Origin of the sequence: Arthrobacter sp. R4 (assembly GCF_051365025.1) — a bacterium.
Classification (GTDB): Bacteria; Actinomycetota; Actinomycetes; order Actinomycetales; family Micrococcaceae; genus Arthrobacter.
Genome location: NZ_JBLWIJ010000010.1, coordinates 259,484 through 277,470 on the forward strand (window position 1 = coordinate 259,484; position 17,987 = coordinate 277,470).

Consider the following 17,987-nt stretch of genomic DNA (forward strand, 5'->3'; position numbering starts at 1 on the left):
GACCATGGTTGGGTAGCTCTCGCCCGTCCACGGAAAGTCATCGGCGTGCCAGGGGGCCGCGGGTGTTTCCCCCGCGTACCTACTCATAGGCGGCTCGTATCCACTCAAATTCGCGGCGATCAACACTCAAATTCAGGCGAACGGCCACCTACCTGAATTTTTCGGCCTTAGCGTTCGTCGTGGGAGCTGACCCCACCGAATGGCGTGCCCGAAATGTCAGTCCCTAAGTGTCGGGCGCGTTTCCATGAGTGGCTAAGAAAAGTCACTCTATGAAAGGAACATTCATGTCAGCTCTCGTTGAGAGTCCGAATCGTACCAACGGCTCAGTCCAAGGCGACGTGGCGAAAGTGGGAGGGGCCTCCTTGGCGCTCATTGTCACAATGTCGGTGGCTTTTCAGGCCGTTGCCACCTTAGGCATTTCTTCTGGTCTTGCCACGAACCTCTACTTTGCGCTCAATGCTCTGTCTTGGGCCGCGGCGGCGGCAGCAGTGGTGGCGTCTTTCGGCATTGGAGCCGCAGTGGCTGGGCTCATTTTTGGCCTGGCCAAGAAATGGGCTCTGAAGCAGTTCGTTGCCTGGTAAACAGCTAACACCTTCGTACCAGCCCATGAGAGGGCCACAATGAAATCGCCTAACGTCCACCAACGGCGTCCGTGTGAATACGCTGTGGTCCTCTCCGGGTGTAAAGCCACCTTCATAGACGATTTTCGGCGCAGGTCCCACCGACTCCAGGATCTTCTGAAAAGCCTAGGTTTTCCCTCTCACGCTGCAGCGGTAAATAAGGTACGGATATTCGCGCATTTGTTGACATTACTCATCATCGGCGTTGGCTTAGTGTGGACACCTCAGCCTGCTGGGTTAGTCACATTGGGAATTCCGCTCCGCACTCCTGAGGTGGTGAGCATTGCGGCCGTGCTGTTGGCAGTCACGCTTTTACAGGCGAGGCGTCGCTATAGGCAGGCCCACCGTTGCTGGAATTCCGTTTCGATACCCCTGGAGGCGGGGATGCGCGCGGGTTGGGTCCTGATGGATCTGGGCCTTGCCAGTATGCTCATCGTTCAGAACCTGCGGTGGCACGAGGGCAGTAATCTATTAGCCTTCGGGGCTCTCCTTGGTTCATCAATTCTTGCCGTGGCACCTTTGAAGAGAATCACCATCCGGGTGCTCGTTGTTTTGATTGGTGTCTTATCTGCGAGCAGCCTCATTATTATTCTTGCGAATGCGTCGTGGTTGGCGGGCGGTGAAACTCTAGGCTCCGGTTTTGGTTCCGCGTTGTTGTTGATTCTGGCTGGTACCGTTATTACCGCCACCTCTACACCTGCCCTTTACAGGGCCACCGCTGACCCCCGCGCCCCGCGTAGCCGAGGATTGCTGACTGATTTATCAATCAAATCAGGAAGCATTTTCCTGTTGTCAAGCTTGGCTCTGTCAATTATGGAAAAGACCCCATGGCCGAGGACGGCACCGTATATTGCTCTTGCTGTTTTCTTCTTGGGGTTGGTTCTTTACCGGTCATCCTTCGCAAGGATCGCTTCGCCTGAAACGCTGGGTTTTGCCTTATTCCTCGTACGGCTTAGACCATCCTGGGTACGGCCGATTATTTTCCACAGCCTAGTGGCCGCAACAGTCGTAACTACACCTTTGACCTTGGGGCTATGCGTACTCTTCTTTTTAGGAAAATATACTCAGGTGCCACTCTTGCTTTTTGCACTTGTCGCTTTAGAGATCAGCATCGACGCTTTGATTGTCCAGCGTCGAACGGCCGTTTTGCCAGCCTCGCACATTTCGAAATTGGTGCAGAAATCCAAGGCCGGCTTAGGCGCAGCGCTTTGCGCCGGGCTTGCGGTTGTGTTCTCAGGCATTCTGGGAACGATCACACCGCAAGCAGCACAAAGTCCCTGGCTCGGCGTCACGTCCGGCGCGCTTGCTCTGGTGGCTGTTCTCTTGACAGTTCTTGTTCTCAAAGACGCCCCTGCATGGCTGCGTGAACTATCAGCGACCGAAACGGAGGACACATGAAATCTCTGTCGCGGGTAGATCATGCCTTTGGATCCCACCTCGTTTTCGACGCAGCCTCTGTGGATCTTCCGGACCGAGGCGTTGTTGCGCTTCGAGGGCCGAATGGATGCGGCAAAACGACCCTGCTCAAGCTCCTCGGTGGGGTGATCGCGACATCCTGCACGGAGATCACGCGGTGGAGAAAGGACTTCACGGCGGTCTATCTGGACACGGAGTTTCTTACGCTCGACTACCTCACGGTCGAAGAACACTTGGCTATGGTCAGACCGCTGACTCTTCCGTCAGAAGATGACTGGCGTCATCTTCTGACGGAAGAGATGATGCCAATCAAGGTTGGAGACCTATCCCTCGGACAACGCCAGCGACTTGTTCTGACGGTGGCCTTGGCACTCAAGAACGTCGATGTCCTACTGCTGGACGAGCCAAACAACGGATTGGACCAGCAAGCCTCTTTAGCTGCACGCAAGTCCATTCTCACCGTAGGGAAAAGCCGTCTCGTCCTCGTGGCTACCCACGAAGAAAACCACTGGACCGACTACGATCTCGTGGTCCGCCAAAATGATGCGGTCGAACTGAGCCCAACAGGAGCGCGAAGGTGAGCACTCCTCTCACTCGCTTCCCGTATCTGGGCATCGATTTCTTGAAGATTCTGATCGCTATCGTCTGTGGGATTGGTCTTGCTTCTCTCTTCACGTGGGACAGCACCAGCGACCTAACCTCCATTAGCGCGCCAGGAATTCTTCTGCACAACGCTTCCTTGGCCGTTCTCGCACTATTTCTGACCCACTACGGTGCGATCGTCATGATGATCCTCAACGGCTTTTGGCTCGGGATGGGCCTGGTTGCCGCTACCGCCGCTGTTGGCCTGCAACAGACCGTTGCGCTCACCGTGGTCCATGTGCCCCTCGAGACCGTGGCGTGGGCACTCACCATCCAAGGGGCACGTCTGTTCTGGCCGACACTTCTCGGAACGATCAGAAAAGAAGGCACCTGGCGCTGCATGGCTCAGACAATGGGCGAAGTTCTCACTGCCCCCGCCATCTTCTACATCCTGGCGGCCCTTGCCGAGTGGGCCGAACACGCACTACTTGAAAGGTAAGTCATGACCTCCGCGAACCCAGAGACGTCCAGTCATCCCACTCCGCAGAGCCTGAAGAAACTTAACCCCGTCTGGATCATCTGCCTCCTGCTTGCATACAGTGCAGCTGCCCAATTTGCGGTAGGAACCGGCATTGAACGGCTAGTTACAGAAAATGCCGAACACAACCAGTTTTCGAGCCGCGAAGTGCTCGTCACCTTCCTTCGCGTGGGCGTCATTGTCTGGAGTATCCTGGCGTCGTTTCTACAAGGCCTCGTACTGAGGCTTATGTACAAGGGCATCGTCAAAGGACATGGCCCCACCCTCAGGGCCAGCTGGTTTTGGGTTCTTCTGGGTCAAATCCCGTTTTTGGCCACTGTCCTCATCATGGGACTGTTTTTGCAGCCCGACGCGATCGGCCTCCTCGGTCAAGCCTGGGTGCGCATCCTGTTCGGCGCCATCGCAGCCGGCATCTACATTGCAGCTGCCAAGACAGTCCTTGGAGCCCAGAACTGGCGCCTGGCGATTCTCTTCGTCGTCGTCGCCATCATCAACTCCCTCCTGCTCGTCTCAGGTAGTTCCGCCTGAACCGCACATCGAAGGAGAGCGCGAGTCATCGCATCTGAAAATGCATATGAGACCAGACTGAATAGCGCTTAAAACGGTGTGGCCGGCACCCAGGGGTGCCGGCCACAACCATCAGTTCAGGGAACTGGAAACCTTACAGTGCGTTGACCTTCTTGGAGATCGCCGACTTGCGGTTCGCTGCGTTGTTCTTGTGCAGAACACCCTTGCTGACAGCCTTGTCCAGCTTGCGGCTGGCGGCAACCAGGGCAACAGCAGCTGCATCCTTGTCGGTGGACTCAACGGCGGTGTTGACGGCGCGGATGGCCGTCTTCAGCTCAGACTTGACTGCGTTGTTGCGCAGGCGTGCCTTCTCGTTGGTGAGGATGCGCTTCTTCTGGGACTTGATATTAGCCACGTGTGAACTCTCTTTTTAATGCGGAAATGGTCTAGAGGGCTTTCAGATTGGCCATTGACTGAGCGGCGTGGGGATACCTATGGCGGCCAACCATCAGTGGCCGTCGACCTGCACGGACACACAGCTATAAAGAATAGCAGATTGGCCCGAAGGCTGGCCATTTAGCGGACCTGGTCCCATGCGTGTCGCTTCTGGAGTGCAGCCGCGACAACTTCGAAGCGCTGCCGGTCAAGAACTGCACCCTCGCGGCGGATCCGGTCAGGGCTGACTTGCAGGATTCGGTCAAGCTTGGCTTCGCTTGGCCTGGACTGCCGGTCCCAGGCGCCGGTGCCGATATCCACGTAGTCCTGGCTGGCGTGGGCCTCCTGGTCGTGGTCGCGACTGGTGAGCATAAGCCCCAGGAGGTCGCGGCCGTTGTGCCCGATCAGCAGCACAGGACGATCCTTGCCCCTGGTGTGGTCCTCTTCATAGGGCACCCAGGTCCACACCACTTCACCCGGATCGGGCGAGCCGTCAGGATGTGGGGCGTACTTGACGGCTACGGCGCCGTGGAAGTCGCCCGGGTAATCGGCTGCGGTCCCTGTGCCGGCGGAAGCGGATACCGGTGCTGCAGGCTTTGCCCGTTTCGCCGGTGTCCGCGCCGGGCTGCCGACCTTGGTGCCGGGGGCGGCGGTCCCTTGGTCCCGCCGTATCGTGTCGAAAACGCGGATAGACGTCCGGAACGCGTTGACCAGTGAGCGGAAGTTCAGTGCCATGGGACAACCCTATCGCTGCGTGCGAAACGCAGGCTCGGCTGTGTCGCTGGAGAGTTGTTGGCCGGATGCGGTGCGACAGGCACTGACGTGGGACACTGGAGGTTGAAAATGTGCGGCCCGTCCGCAGGGCGCCGTCGGCGTGTCCTGGTGGTGGCCGTGTGAATGCCAACAGTAAGGACCCTGCGTGTCTCCCATGGCCCGCACCGCCCCGGTGCCCGCCGCGACAGATCCGGCCATTATTCGGAATTTCTGCATCATCGCGCACATTGACCACGGTAAGTCCACCCTGGCCGACCGGATGCTGCAGTACACCGGGGTGGTCCAGTCCCGCGACATGAAGGCCCAGTACCTGGACCGGATGGACATCGAGCGCGAACGCGGCATCACCATCAAGTCCCAGGCCGTCCGTATGCCCTGGGAACTCGATGGCACCAGCTACGCGCTGAACATGATTGACACCCCCGGCCACGTGGACTTCACGTATGAGGTTTCCCGGTCGCTTGCGGCCTGCGAAGGCGCGGTGCTTCTTGTTGATGCCGCCCAGGGCATTGAAGCCCAGACCCTTGCCAACCTTTACTTGGCGATGGAAAACAACCTCACCATCATCCCGGTCCTGAACAAGATCGACCTCCCGGCTGCCCAGCCCGAAAAGTACGCCGCGGAACTGGCCAGCCTGATCGGCGGCGACCCCGACGACGTGCTTCGTGTCTCCGGCAAAACCGGTATGGGCGTCGAGGCGCTGCTGGACAAAATCGTCCGCGACCTGCCGGCACCCGTGGGCGATGCCAACGCCCCCGCCCGCGCCATGATCTTCGACTCCGTCTATGACACCTACCGCGGCGTGGTCACCTACGTCCGCGTGGTCGACGGCATGCTGCACCCCCGCGAACGCATCCAGATGATGTCCACCAGGGCCACGCACGAACTCCTCGAGATCGGCGTGAGCTCCCCGGAACCCACCCCTTCCAAGGGCCTTGGTGTTGGCGAAGTCGGCTACCTCATCACCGGTGTTAAGGACGTCCGGCTGTCCAAGGTTGGCGACACCGTCACCAACCTTGCCAAGCCTGCCTCTGATTCACTTCCCGGCTATGCGGATGCCAAGCCCATGGTCTTCTCCGGCCTGTATCCGCTGGATGGCACGGACTACCCGGTGCTCCGCGATGCGCTGGAGAAGCTGATGCTCAACGACGCTGCACTGGTGTATGAGCCAGAAACGTCCGCCGCCCTGGGATTTGGCTTCCGCGTGGGCTTCCTCGGGCTGCTCCACCTGGAAATCACCAGGGAACGGCTCGAACGCGAATACAACCTCGACCTGATCTCCACAGCCCCCAACGTGGAATACGAGGTGACACTGGAGGACAAGAAGGTTGTCCATGTGACCAACCCCAGCGAATACCCCTCCGGCAAGATCGCCGAAGTCCGTGAGCCGATGGTTTCCGCTACCATCCTGGCTCCGAACGAGTTCGTGGGCGCCATCATGGAGTTGTGCCAGAGCCGCCGCGGCGTGATGGGCGGCATGGACTACCTGTCCGAGGACCGGGTGGAAATCCGGTACCGCCTGCCACTGGCCGAGATCGTCTTCGACTTCTTCGACATCCTCAAGTCCAAGACCCGCGGCTATGGCTCACTGGACTGGAAGGCGGATGGCGAGCAGGTGGCCGACCTCGTGAAGGTGGACATCATGCTCCAGGGCGAGCAGGTGGATGCGTTCTCGGCCATCACGCACCGCGACAAGGCCTATGCCTACGGTGTGATGATGACCACCAAGCTGCGCGAACTGATTCCCCGCCAGCAGTTCGAGGTGCCCATCCAGGCTGCCATCGGTTCCAGGATCATTGCCAGGGAGAGCATCCGGGCCATCCGCAAGGACGTACTTGCCAAGTGCTACGGCGGTGACATTTCCCGAAAGCGCAAACTGCTTGAAAAGCAGAAGGAAGGCAAGAAGCGTATGAAGATGGTGGGCCGCGTAGAGGTCCCGCAGGAAGCCTTCATTGCCGCGCTGACCACCGACGAGTCCAAGGACAAGGCCAAGAAGTAGTGATGACCGTGGCCGGAACCACCGGAGGCCGCACCCGTGCCTAGCGTCCTTCCCCTCGGCGACCCCGCGCCGTCGGACGGTCTGCTGCCGGCCCAGGCAGCGGAAGGTTCGGCGGACCGGGCGTTCGGGCTGTACGTGCACATTCCCTTCTGCGCCGTCCGGTGCGGATACTGTGACTTCAACACCTACACGGCCACGGAGTTGGGAGGCGGCGCGTCGCAGGATGCCTACGCCGCCACGGCCGTCTCAGAAGTGGACTTCGCAGCAGCTGTGCTGCGGAACTCAGGAATTCCGGACCGGCCGCTGAGCACCGTGTTCTTCGGCGGCGGGACGCCGACGCTGCTTCCGGCCGGGGACCTGGCCCGAATTCTCGGCGCTGCCATTAGCGAGTGGGGCCTGGAGCCCGGCGCTGAGGTCACTACCGAGGCCAACCCGGACTCCGTCACCCCGGAATCCCTTGCCGTCCTCAAGGATGCCGGATTTACCAGGGTTTCCTTCGGAATGCAGTCCGCCGTGCCCCATGTGCTGAAGGTCCTGGACCGGACCCATACCCCCAGCCGCGTGCCGCAAGTGGTGCAATGGGCGCGGGACGCCGGACTGGCTGTGAGCCTGGACCTGATCTACGGCACACCGGGAGAGTCACTGGACGACTGGCGGTACTCCCTTGAGACGGCCCTGTCGTACCAGCCTGATCACATCAGCGCCTACGCGCTGATCGTGGAGGACGGTACCAAGCTGGCAGCCCAGATCCGCCGCGGTGAAGTCCCCGGAATCGACGACGATGACCACGCGGACAAGTATGAACTCGCGGACCAGCTGATCCGCGAAGCGGGTCTGAGCTGGTATGAAGTCAGCAACTGGTCACGGACGCCGGAGCAGGCGTGCCGGCACAACCTGGCCTATTGGCGCGGCGACGACTGGTGGGGCATCGGTCCCGGAGCCCACTCGCACGTGGGGGGCGTGCGCTGGTGGAACGTCAAGCACCCCACCGCCTACGCCGGCCGGTTGGCTCAAGGGCTCTCGCCGGCAGCAGGGCGGGAAACGCTCGACGACGGCACCCGGGACATGGAGCGGATCATGCTTGAGGCACGGCTCGTCTCAGGTGTGGGCATCAGTTCGCTGGGGGAGTCAGGCCGGAAAGAAGTGGCCGGACTCATCGCCGACGGGCTGGTGGACCCTGCCTCCGCCTTTCAGGGACGCCTCGTCCTGACGCTGAAGGGCCGTCTGCTGGCTGACGCCGTGGTCCGCAGGATCCTGCCGGACTGACGCGGGAGTCGTTTCCTGCAAGCCCGGCTCGGGACCTCCTGACGCCGCTTAGCGGAGCCAGCGGAAGCTGACCCTTATTTGATCCACCGCAGGTTGTACTGGTAGCGGTGCGGCTGGCCCCGGTTCACGTGGATGCCGGCAGCAACCGAGTAGCAAGTCAATGCGATCCAGATGAGGGTGGCAATCACGGCGAAAATATTGCCGACCACAGGGATGAACACCAAAAGGTTTGCCACAACGGCCGCGATGGTGGGCGGCAGGCTGAAGTTCAGCGCCTCCTTGGATTCCTGGGCGGTAAACGGCCCACGTTCCCGGAAGATGAGGTAGATCAGCAGCGACGGCACGCACCCGAGGATGCCGCCGAAATGCGCCAGGGTTGCCCACTGCCGGTCTTCGCTGGCCGTTAGCGGCAGCGCATTTGCCGGAACGCCATGGTACTCGGAGCGGCCCTGGCCGCTCTGGTTGTCCCTGTGTTCGTGTGCGTTTTCTGCCACGGTGTCTTCCTTCGAAAAGCAATGGTGCGGGGGGGTAGAACATTCAAAGTTACAGTGTGCCGGGCTCAAGCGCACTGGCAACTGCAGTACCAAGAATACTGCTAGGGAACGGTGAGGAAGTCGATGACCTCTTCAACCCTGCCCAGCAGCGAGGCTTCAAGGTCTGCGTAGCTGCGGACCGCCCCCAGGAGTTTCTGCCAGCCCAGGCCGATATCTTCCTTCGTGGAATGCGGCCAACCGAACGCCGCGAGGATGCCGGTCTTCCAGTCCTGGCCACGTGGGACCACTGGCCACCTTTCAATTCCCAGCACGGAAGGCCGGATGGCCTGCCACACGTCAACGTACGGATGCCCCACGATCAGGACATTGCCGGCAGCGCCCGGGGATGCCATCACGGCATCCGCAATCCGCGATTCCTTGGAATCGGGAACCAGGTGGTCAACGAGCACTCCAAGCCTGCGGCCGGGCCCCGGCGCGAAGTCTGCCACGGCGGCAGCGAGGTCATCGATTCCATGCAAAGGCTCGACGACGATGCCCTCCACCCGGAGGTCGTCTCCCCAGACTTTTTCCACCAGTTCGGCGTCGTGCTTTCCTTCCACCCAGATCCTGCTGGCCTTGGCCACCTGGGCGCGCTGACCGGCTACCCGGACGGAGCCGGAGGCCGTCCGCCCGGCCGGGGCGGTGGCTTGCCGCGGCGCCGGGGGCATCAGTCGGATCGGCTGTCCTTCCAAGAGGAAACCGAATCCGAGCCGGAAGGACCTTGATTTGCCCCGCCGGTCCTCAAGGGCCACCACATGCATTCCGCCTGACTTCTCGACCCGCGTGACGGCGCCTACCCAGCCGGACTGGACCTCTTCCAGGACCATCCCGCGCTCTACCGGGACTTCAGGGAGCTGATTCCTCACGGGGGCGGCGATCTCCCGGGGACCCCAGTTCTGGTACTGCATGGATGTGTTCCGCCTTGCCTAGATCCTGGCCCGGAATTTCGCCCGGAGCGGTACCAATGCTAACAACGGGGTGAGTCATATTAGACTGTTAGCACTTAGGCATGTCGAGTGCTAAGCCGCGCCAAGACGGCGGCCGGTGCACGCGCCGGGGAAACCGGCGGCCTGTGACCATGGATGGAGGTGGAGTGTGAGCGAGCCGCGCAAACTTGAAGTACTGCGTGCCATCGTTGAGGACTACGTGCACTCCCGCGAACCTGTGGGCTCGAAGGCGCTGGTCGAACGCCACCATTTGGGCGTCTCCAGCGCCACGATCCGCAACGACATGGCAGCGCTCGAGGACGACGGCCTCATCACCGCCCCGCATACCAGCGCCGGGCGCATCCCCACTGACAAGGGCTACCGGCTGTTTGTCGACCAGATTTCGGCCATGAAGCCACTGTCACCGGCAGAACGTCGCGCCATCCAGACCCTCCTGGAGGGCCCGGATGATCTCGACGACGTCCTGGAGCGCACTGTCCGGCTGCTGTCGCAGCTGACCAACCAGGTGGCAGTGGTCCAGTACCCGCACTTGAGCCGCGCCACGATCCGGCACATCGAGTTCGTGTTGCTGGCTCCCCGCCAGGTCCTTGTTGTCCTGATCGCCAACACCGGCAAGGTGGAGCAGAAAGTGGTCGACGTCGGGCAGGACCTTGGCGACGACGCCCTGGCAGGCATCCGGGGGCGGTTCCTCGGTTCGCTCGCAGGGACGCCGCTGAGCCAGTTGACCCAGTCGCTGCCGGCAGTTGTTTCCGGCATGGGCCCAGGACAGCGGCAGGCCGCGCAGGCCCTGGCGCACGGTCTGGAGGTCCTTGCCCACAGCAGCCGCGAAGACCGTATGGTCATGGCCGGCACCGCCAACCTCGCACGGTCCAACGTCGACTTTCCCCTGAGTATCGGCCCGGTGCTGGAAGCGCTAGAGGAACAAGTGGTCATGCTGCGCCTGTTGAGCGAGATGGCACAGGATCCGCGCGGGGTGACGGTCAGCATCGGCCGCGAAAACCCGTACGACGGGCTCACCGAAGCGTCGGTGGTCGCCACGGCCTACGGCCCGGACAGCACAGCCAAGATCGGGGTGCTCGGTCCCACCCGAATGGACTACCCCACCACCATGGCAGCAGTCAGGGCTGTGGCCCGCTATCTTTCGAGGATTCTGGGCCCCTGACAGCAACTGGCCGGGCCCCAGGCAACAAGAGCAGTACAAGCAGTCCGACTGCAGCAGTACAAACAGGAAGAGATACGAACTTTGAGCAGCCACTACGACGTCCTTGGAGTCTCGCCGGAAGCCACCGGGGAAGAGATCAAGAAGGCCTACCGCAAGCTGGCCCGCACGCTCCACCCGGACGTCAACCCCGGTGAGGATGCCTCGGACCGCTTCAAGGCCGTGACCCACGCCTACGAGGTACTCTCCGACCCGCAGAAACGCAGGGTCTACGACACCACCGGCAACGAAAACGGTACCGACAACGGCTTCGGCGGCGGCGGTTACGCCGGACAGGGCTTCGCCTTCCAGGACATCTTCGATACCTTCTTCGGCGCTGGCGGATCGCAGGGTCCGGCTTCACGCGTCCGGCGCGGCCAGGACGCCCTCATCAGTGTCCGGATCGAACTCCGCGACGCCGTGTTCGGGGTCAATAAAAAGCTTGAGGTGGACACCGCCGTCGTTTGCCCCACGTGCAACGGCTCCTGCTGCCGGGAGGGAAGCCACCCGGAACGCTGCGACATTTGCGGCGGCAGCGGCCAGGTCCAGAGAGCGGTCCGCTCCATCCTTGGCCAGGTCATGACCGCCGCCCCCTGCGGCAGCTGCGAAGGCTTCGGCACCGTGATCAAGGACCCCTGCAACGAATGCAGCGGGCAGGGGCGGATCCGTAGCCGGCGGTCAATGACCATCAAGGTCCCTGCAGGCGTAGCCACCGGGACCCGCATCCAGCTGTCGGGCCAGGGCGAGGCAGGCCCGGCCGGCGGCCCGGCCGGTGACCTGTACGTTGAGATCCGGGTCAACAACGACGCCACGTACGTACGTGACGGCGACGACCTCCATGCAACGCTCAACATCCCCATGACCGCTGCCGCGCTGGGAACCGAACTTTCCCTTGAAACCTTCGACGGGCTGCAGGAAATCGACGTCAAGTCGGGAACCCAGTCAGGGGAGATCATCACCCTGCGCGGCCTGGGCGTGACACACCTTCGCGGATATGGCCGCGGCGACCTCAAGGTACACCTTCAGGTGGAGACCCCGGCCAAACTGGATTCGGCGCAGGAAGACCTGTTGCGGCAACTGGCCAAACTGCGCGGCGAGCAGTTCACTGAGGGCAAACTCGCGGCCAGCGGCGGCGTCTTTGCCAAGCTGCGGGACCGGCTCGGTAACCTGTAGGGGTGAGCAATCCGGTTTTCTTTAGCGCTCCCGGGACGCTGGACCACATGGTCCCAGGGCGCCACTTTGTCCTGGAAGGGGCTGAGGCGCGGCATGCGGTAGCAGTCAAGCGGCTTGCCCCCGGCGAGTCGGTGGACATCGCAGACGGGGCCGGCAAGCGGTTGACCGGCACGGTCGTGGCGGCGTCGCCGTCGGAGCTGACAGTGGAGTGTTCGGCGTTGACGGTCGAAGAAAAGCCCGCCATCCGGCTTGTCCTGGTGCAGGCGCTGGCCAAGGGCGACCGAGACGAGCTCGCAGTTGAAACTGCCACCGAACTGGGGATTGACGCGGTCATCCCGTGGCAGTCCGAACGGTCCATCGTGAGGTGGAAGGGCGAACGGGCAGCCAAGGCACATGCCAAGTGGCAGTCGGTGGCGACGGCGGCGGCCAAGCAGGCCCGGCGGGCCTGGATTCCTGAGGTGCGCGCCGCCGTCGAAACCCCCGGACTGGCAGCCGCTGCCGGCGCGGCCGATCTCGCAATCATCCTGCACGAGGACGCTGTCCGGCCGTTACGGTCCGTTTTGGAGAATTGGCAGGCGGCTGCGAACGGCAGTGAAACCCGCGAAATCCTGCTCATTGTGGGACCGGAAGGCGGGATCAGTCCGCGTGAAGTGACCAGGCTGTGCAGTGCCGGTGCCGTAACGGCGCTTCTGGGGCACCACGTCCTGAGGTCGTCCACCGCCGGACCCGCTGCAGTCGTCCTGGCCAGCGATGTGTTGGGCCGCTGGTCCGCACCTGAGCTCTGACAGTCGAGCTAGCGCACGCTGAAGCTGCGCGTATCAACGTTCAGCTCCTGGTCGTTTCCTGAGGTGTCCGCCTGAGCGACGCGAAGCTCGTAGTTGCCGGGCGTGAGGGTTAAGGCCAAGGTAAAAACTCCGGACTGGGCGGCCTCGGTCGCGGCCGTGGTTTCCCCGGTCAAGTACGGCGTCTTGTCGCCGTTGTCTTCCTCGCGCAGGATCCGCCAGCGGAGCTTGCCACCCGCCAGGATGTTGCGGCCAGTAATCTTCACGCTGCCGTCGGCGACTTCCACGTTCTCCTGCGGATCGATAATCCAGACCGGCGCCACCATGCCCGGGCTCCGGGACATGAGCGTGCCGAGGCGCACGTGGTCAAAAGCAAGATAGTCCGTGTGGCCGTCGACGAGGATCATCACCTGGATCTGCTGGCCGGAGTCAATGAGCCCGGAACTCGCCCCGGCCGCCGTGGCCGTATAGACGAGCTGCTGGATGGCGCGGCCGGCCATGTCGGCGTCGAGGTTGCTGTTGAAGGCATCCTCCGAGACGTCCACTGTGATGACGTTTTTACCCGAGATGGACGTGGCCAGTTTCTTGGGGTTCTGCCATGGGGTAAAGAAGTCCGGGTCCAGCGGTTTGTCAGACATCATGGCCCGCAGCGCCCTTGTAACCGGGTTTTCCTGTTCGGGCACGTCCCTGAACTCGCGGTACAGGAAAACGTTGCTGTTGCTGCGGCCGATCCAATAGACGGGCGCCTTGTTCGATGACTGTGTGGTCTCGAGCGGAGCGCTGGTAGCCGGCACCCCTGGCGAGGTGTTTTCGGTGCCCTGGCTTGAATTCTGCACCACAGTGGGCTCCGGCCCTGGCTCGGCGATGCAGCCCGTGAGGATCAGGACGGCAGGCAGGAGGCTCAGCAGGGCGGTGGAGCGGATGCGCCCCAGGGCAGCACCCAAGGCAAGGGGCGTTTCTGGTCCCGGCACGGTGATGGCACTATCCTTCCTGGCAGCGATGATGCAGCCGGTCCCCGGACGGCCTTGAATTTCCAGCATTGCATAAGGAAAGTCGCCTCGGTGGCGCAAGACGGCTGCCCGGTACAACTGCAACGGGAACGATATGAGGCCGATATGAAGTTGATACCTAATGACGGCAACTTCCCGCCGTCATGGGCCGTTCCGGCACCGGCGGAAGGCTGCCCCCAGCCGCTGACAGCGGCGCGCTGGCGTAAGATGGTATGAATCCGGAGACCTCCGACGGGCGGGACCACACGCCACGGCGGTCTGCGGGATTACGTACTTGAACTGGAGGGGACCATAGGCCTGCGGGCCAGCATCATGACTGAATCAGCTAACGGAAAGCGCCGGCTGAACACTGAGCGCACCGCAGGAGAATTTCCCCACACCCTTCCCGGCATCCGGACGGAGGTGGTTGTCTTTGATAACTCCGATCAGATGGTCCAGTCGCTCGGTAGCCACGATGAGGCGTTGCGTTTCATCGAAGAACAGTTTCCCGCCGTCAATTTCCATGTGCGGGGCAACGAACTGTCCATCAGCGGCCCGGCGGCCGATGTCCCCAGGATCATGCGGCTGCTACAGGAGGTCCGGGGCCTGGTAGCCCGTGGCACGGTGATCAGCCCCGCAGTGCTGCAGCAACTGGTGGCGCTGCTGCGGAGCCAGTCCCTGCAGAACCCGGTCGATGTCCTGACCCATGACATTCTTTCCAGCCGGGGCAGGACCATCCGGCCCAAAACGCTGAACCAGAAAAACTACGTAGACGCGATCGACGCCAACACAGTGATTTTCGGCATCGGTCCTGCCGGAACCGGCAAGACTTACCTCGCCATGGCGAAGGCCGTCCAGGCGCTTCAGCAGAAGGAAGTCAGCCGCATTATCCTCACCAGGCCGGCCGTCGAAGCGGGGGAGCGGCTTGGTTTCCTGCCCGGCACGCTCAGCGACAAAATCGACCCCTACCTCCGTCCCCTCTACGACGCGCTGCACGACATGATGGACCCGGAGTCCATCCCGCGGCTGATGGCCGCAGGCACCATCGAAGTGGCACCCTTGGCCTATATGCGCGGACGTACCCTCAACGATGCGTTCATCATCCTTGATGAAGCGCAGAACACCACACCCGAACAGATGAAGATGTTCCTGACCAGGCTCGGCTTTGGTTCCAAAATGGTGGTGACCGGGGACGTCACCCAGGTGGACCTGCCGTTTGGGACGCGTTCCGGATTGCGGATCGTGGAGGAGATCCTGCGCGGTATCGAGGACATCAATTTCTCCGTCCTGGATGCGACGGACGTCGTACGCCATCGCCTTGTCGGTGACATTGTGCAGGCGTACAGCGTCTGGGACGATGTCCAACGGAACCGGGTGAAGCACTCGGTGAGCCGTGAAAAGCAGGGGGAGCGGGCATGAGCATTGAAGTGAACAACGAATCCGGTATCCAAGTGGACGAGGCGGAGCTGGTTGCGCTGTCCAGGTACATCTTTGGCCAGCTTTATATCCACCCCCAGGCTGAACTGTCCATTCTCCTGGTGGATGAACCAGCGATGGAAAAACTTCATCTTGAATTGATGGACGAGCCCGGTTCCACAGACGTGCTCTCTGTCCCCATGGATGAACTGACTCCTGGAACTCCGGACCGGCCCACTCCGCAGGGAATGCTGGGTGACATTGCAGTCTGCCCGCAGGTTGCCAAAGTCCAGGCGAAGAATGCGGGCCACTCCCTCCAGGATGAGATGCTCCTGCTGACCACCCACGGTATCCTCCACCTCTTGGGGTACGACCACGCAGAGCCCGAAGAAAAAGCTGAAATGTTTGGGCTCCAGCGTGAACTGCTGTCCGGCTTCACCGGCAAAGAAGCTCCCGCCGAGACCACGCAGTGACGCCCCTGCTCCTTGTTGGCATGGCCCTGGCTTTCCTCAGCATTGCCGCCATCCTGACCGCGGCTGAGGCTGCGTTCAATTTCCTTCCACGGCACGACGCCGAAGAGGCTCTCCTCAGGAGCCGCGGAAACGCCATGAAAAGCATCATGGCCCACCCGGTGGCGCACATCCGCGCGCTGAGGTTTTGGCGGATCTGGTTCGAGATGGCCTCGGCCGTGGCCGTGGCCGTCCTGCTGCACAGCCTGCTGGACAACGTCTGGCTCGCCGGGCTGGCAGCCACGGGCATCATGGCCCTGCTCGGTTTCGTGATCGTTGGCGTCTCTCCCCGGCAACTCGGACGGCTCCATTCGGCAGCTGTCGTGAGGTTCACGGCCCCGCTGATCCGGTTCCTCACCTGGGTCCTTGGTCCCATTCCGGCATGGCTGGTGGCACTGGGCAGTGCTGCGGCGCCCGGTGCGCCCGGCGGGGACGAGGCTTTTTTCAGCGAACAGGAATTCCGCGAGCTTGTGGACCGGGCCAGTGAATCGGACATGATTGAGGACACCGAGGCGGAGATGATCCAGTCCGTCTTCGACTTTGGCGACACCCTGGTGCGCGCCGTGATGGTTCCCCGGACTGACATCCTCAGCATCGACGCCGGGTCCAGCCTCAGGCGGGCAATGTCCTTGTTCCTGCGCTCCGGCTATTCCAGGATTCCGGTGATCCAGGACAATACGGACCAGATCCTGGGAATCGTCTACCTGAAGGACGTCGCAGCCACCCTGCACGAACTGGCGCCGGACGAGGAACCGCCGCCTGTCGAGTCCCTGGCCCGTGAGGTGCGGTACGTTCCGGAGTCCAAGCCGGTCAGCGACCTGCTTCGGGAGCTACAGAAAGAATCCACGCACGTGGCCATCGTCATCGACGAATACGGTGGCACGGCGGGCCTGGTCACGCTGGAAGATCTCATCGAGGAGATCGTCGGGGAAATCGTGGACGAATACGACACCGAAAGTGCCGAAGCCGTGGCACTGGATGATGGCTCCTACCGGGTCAGCTCCCGCATGAGCATCGATGACCTCGGTGAGCTTTTTGATATTGAACTCGACGACGACGAAGTGGACACCGTTGGCGGGCTGCTGGCAAAAGCCCTCGGCCGGGTGCCGATCGTGGGAAGCACAGTCGAGGTGGGCGGCATCTCGCTGCGCGCCGACCGGCTTGAAGGCCGCCGCAACCGCGTCAGCCACATCGTTGCGGCAGCCGTACCAAAAGTAGACACTGACCTTGAAGACCTCCTCGACGAGGCGGAAACAACCCAGCAGGGAGTTCCACGTGAGCAAGAAAAGTAAAGCCCCTTCCAATGAAGATTTCGGTGGCTTCCGCGCCGGCTTTTCGGTCCTGGTGGGGCGCCCGAACGCCGGCAAATCGACGCTGACCAACGCGTTGGTGGGCAAGAAGGTGGCCATCACCTCGGCCAAGCCCCAGACCACGCGGCACACGATCCGCGGGATCGTCCACCGTGACGACGCCCAGCTGATCCTGGTGGATACCCCCGGGCTGCACCGTCCCCGCACGCTGCTGGGTAAACGCCTTAACGATCTTGTGGCAGACACCCTGGCCGAAGTGGACGCCATCGGGTTCTGCCTCCCGGCCAACGAAAAGATCGGTCCCGGCGACAAGTACATCGCTGCCCAGCTGGCCGCAGTGGGCAACAAGCCGGTCATCGCCATCGTCACCAAAGCGGACCTGGTTGATCGCCAGGCGCTGACGGAACAGCTCCTCGCCGTCGCCGCCCTCGGCCGTGAGGTCTTCGGGGACGAAGGCTGGAAGGACATCGTTCCGGTCTCAGCCGCTGACGGTTTCCAGGTCGAAACTGTGGCCGATGTGCTCATCAGCCACATGCCGCCGTCGCCTCCGCTGTATCCCGGCGGCGAACTTACCGATGAGCCCGAAGCCGTAATGGTGGCTGAGCTGATTCGCGAGGCCGCCCTGGAGGGAGTCCGCGATGAGCTGCCCCACTCCCTGGCGGTGGTCGTGGACGAGATCGTACCCCGCGAAGGACGGGCAGAGGACAACCAACTGCTCGACGTGCGGGTCAACCTCTATGTGGAACGGCCCTCCCAGAAGGCAATCATTATCGGCAAGGGAGGCAGCAGGCTCCGCGAAGTGGGCACGAATGCCCGAAAGGGAATCGAGGCCCTGCTGGGCACCCGGATCTACCTTGACCTCCATGTGAAGGTAGCCAAGGACTGGCAGCGCGACCCCAAACAGCTGGTCAAGCTAGGCTTCTGAGAACGTCTTGGCCGGTGCCCCGACGGCGGCACCCGGCTTTTTCCCAGCCTGGACTACTAAAATGGGCC

General features: G+C 62.1%; 19 protein-coding genes. 14 read left to right on the forward strand and 5 right to left on the reverse strand.

Annotated features, from left to right (window positions below; translation table 11 throughout):
• The first annotated feature begins 284 nt into the window (after window positions 1-284).
• The 5 genes from ACLKOZ_RS07030 to ACLKOZ_RS07050 all read left to right on the forward strand — a co-directional run bounded on the left by ACLKOZ_RS07030 (window position 285) and on the right by ACLKOZ_RS07050 (window position 3,684).
• On the forward strand, window positions 285-581 hold the full coding sequence (locus tag ACLKOZ_RS07030) for a hypothetical protein (RefSeq protein ID WP_436473876.1): 297 nt from the start codon (window positions 285-287) through the stop codon (window positions 579-581).
• A 315-nt stretch (window positions 582-896) separates the two neighbouring features.
• Window positions 897-2,018, forward strand: a complete 1,122-nt coding sequence (locus ACLKOZ_RS07035) for a hypothetical protein (RefSeq protein ID WP_436473878.1) — start codon at window positions 897-899, stop codon at window positions 2,016-2,018.
• A complete protein-coding gene (locus tag ACLKOZ_RS07040) occupies window positions 2,015-2,617 on the forward strand; it encodes an ATP-binding cassette domain-containing protein (protein ID WP_436473880.1) in 603 nt (200 codons plus the stop codon). Before ACLKOZ_RS07035 ends, ACLKOZ_RS07040 begins: the two co-directional genes overlap by 4 nt.
• Window positions 2,614-3,117: a hypothetical protein gene (locus ACLKOZ_RS07045; protein WP_337348559.1), complete on the forward strand. Its 504-nt coding sequence runs from the start codon at window positions 2,614-2,616 to the stop codon at window positions 3,115-3,117. Before ACLKOZ_RS07040 ends, ACLKOZ_RS07045 begins: the two co-directional genes overlap by 4 nt.
• Before the next feature lie 3 nt (window positions 3,118-3,120).
• On the forward strand, window positions 3,121-3,684 hold the full coding sequence (locus ACLKOZ_RS07050; protein ID WP_337348558.1) for a hypothetical protein: 564 nt from the start codon (window positions 3,121-3,123) through the stop codon (window positions 3,682-3,684).
• Between the two features lie 133 nt (window positions 3,685-3,817).
• Here ACLKOZ_RS07050 and rpsT read toward each other — a convergent pair whose 3' ends face one another.
• A complete protein-coding gene (gene rpsT / locus ACLKOZ_RS07055) occupies window positions 3,818-4,078 on the reverse strand; it encodes a 30S ribosomal protein S20 (protein WP_066291556.1) in 261 nt (86 codons plus the stop codon).
• 161 nt (window positions 4,079-4,239) lie between these two features.
• Window positions 4,240-4,833, reverse strand: a complete 594-nt coding sequence (locus tag ACLKOZ_RS07060; RefSeq protein WP_436473884.1) for a type II toxin-antitoxin system PemK/MazF family toxin — start codon at window positions 4,831-4,833, stop codon at window positions 4,240-4,242.
• Between the two features lie 184 nt (window positions 4,834-5,017).
• Between ACLKOZ_RS07060 and lepA the strand changes: the two genes are divergently transcribed.
• Both lepA and hemW read left to right on the forward strand, forming a co-directional pair.
• Entirely contained in the window at window positions 5,018-6,871 is a 1,854-nt protein-coding gene (gene lepA, locus ACLKOZ_RS07065) for a translation elongation factor 4 (protein WP_337348556.1), read from the forward strand.
• Between the two features lie 36 nt (window positions 6,872-6,907).
• Window positions 6,908-8,137 (forward strand): radical SAM family heme chaperone HemW, encoded by a 1,230-nt coding sequence (gene hemW, locus ACLKOZ_RS07070; RefSeq protein ID WP_436473886.1) that lies wholly within the window; start codon window positions 6,908-6,910, stop codon window positions 8,135-8,137.
• 74 nt (window positions 8,138-8,211) lie between these two features.
• Here hemW and ACLKOZ_RS07075 read toward each other — a convergent pair whose 3' ends face one another.
• Window positions 8,212-8,631, reverse strand: a complete 420-nt coding sequence (locus tag ACLKOZ_RS07075) for a DUF4870 domain-containing protein (protein WP_337348554.1) — start codon at window positions 8,629-8,631, stop codon at window positions 8,212-8,214.
• A gap of 101 nt (window positions 8,632-8,732) precedes the next feature.
• Window positions 8,733-9,578: a DUF3097 domain-containing protein gene (locus ACLKOZ_RS07080; RefSeq protein WP_376048658.1), complete on the reverse strand. Its 846-nt coding sequence runs from the start codon at window positions 9,576-9,578 to the stop codon at window positions 8,733-8,735.
• 187 nt (window positions 9,579-9,765) lie between these two features.
• Between ACLKOZ_RS07080 and hrcA the strand changes: the two genes are divergently transcribed.
• The 3 genes from hrcA to ACLKOZ_RS07095 all read left to right on the forward strand — a co-directional run bounded on the left by hrcA (window position 9,766) and on the right by ACLKOZ_RS07095 (window position 12,773).
• Window positions 9,766-10,779, forward strand: a complete 1,014-nt coding sequence (gene hrcA, locus ACLKOZ_RS07085; RefSeq protein WP_436473888.1) for a heat-inducible transcriptional repressor HrcA — start codon at window positions 9,766-9,768, stop codon at window positions 10,777-10,779.
• A gap of 81 nt (window positions 10,780-10,860) precedes the next feature.
• Window positions 10,861-11,988 (forward strand): molecular chaperone DnaJ, encoded by a 1,128-nt coding sequence (gene dnaJ / locus ACLKOZ_RS07090; RefSeq protein ID WP_337348551.1) that lies wholly within the window; start codon window positions 10,861-10,863, stop codon window positions 11,986-11,988.
• Window positions 11,989-11,990: 2 nt separating this feature from the next.
• Entirely contained in the window at window positions 11,991-12,773 is a 783-nt protein-coding gene (locus tag ACLKOZ_RS07095; RefSeq protein ID WP_436473889.1) for a 16S rRNA (uracil(1498)-N(3))-methyltransferase, read from the forward strand.
• Between the two features lie 8 nt (window positions 12,774-12,781).
• Here ACLKOZ_RS07095 and ACLKOZ_RS07100 read toward each other — a convergent pair whose 3' ends face one another.
• Window positions 12,782-13,702 carry a GerMN domain-containing protein gene (locus ACLKOZ_RS07100; protein ID WP_436474259.1) on the reverse strand — a complete coding sequence of 307 codons (921 nt, stop codon included), beginning with the start codon at window positions 13,700-13,702 and terminating at the stop codon, window positions 12,782-12,784.
• A 390-nt stretch (window positions 13,703-14,092) separates the two neighbouring features.
• On the opposite strand from ACLKOZ_RS07100, the gene ACLKOZ_RS07105 reads away from it, so the two are divergent.
• From ACLKOZ_RS07105 to era, 4 genes are read left to right on the forward strand one after another with little or no spacing between them, the layout of a single operon-like run.
• Entirely contained in the window at window positions 14,093-15,178 is a 1,086-nt protein-coding gene (locus ACLKOZ_RS07105) for a PhoH family protein (protein WP_376048665.1), read from the forward strand.
• Window positions 15,175-15,648, forward strand: a complete 474-nt coding sequence (ybeY, locus tag ACLKOZ_RS07110; protein WP_337348548.1) for an rRNA maturation RNase YbeY — start codon at window positions 15,175-15,177, stop codon at window positions 15,646-15,648. Before ACLKOZ_RS07105 ends, ybeY begins: the two co-directional genes overlap by 4 nt.
• Window positions 15,645-16,976 carry a hemolysin family protein gene (locus ACLKOZ_RS07115; RefSeq protein WP_436473892.1) on the forward strand — a complete coding sequence of 444 codons (1,332 nt, stop codon included), beginning with the start codon at window positions 15,645-15,647 and terminating at the stop codon, window positions 16,974-16,976. Before ybeY ends, ACLKOZ_RS07115 begins: the two co-directional genes overlap by 4 nt.
• Window positions 16,960-17,919, forward strand: a complete 960-nt coding sequence (gene era, locus ACLKOZ_RS07120) for a GTPase Era (protein WP_337348546.1) — start codon at window positions 16,960-16,962, stop codon at window positions 17,917-17,919. Before ACLKOZ_RS07115 ends, era begins: the two co-directional genes overlap by 17 nt.
• Window positions 17,920-17,987: the final 68 nt, after the last annotated feature.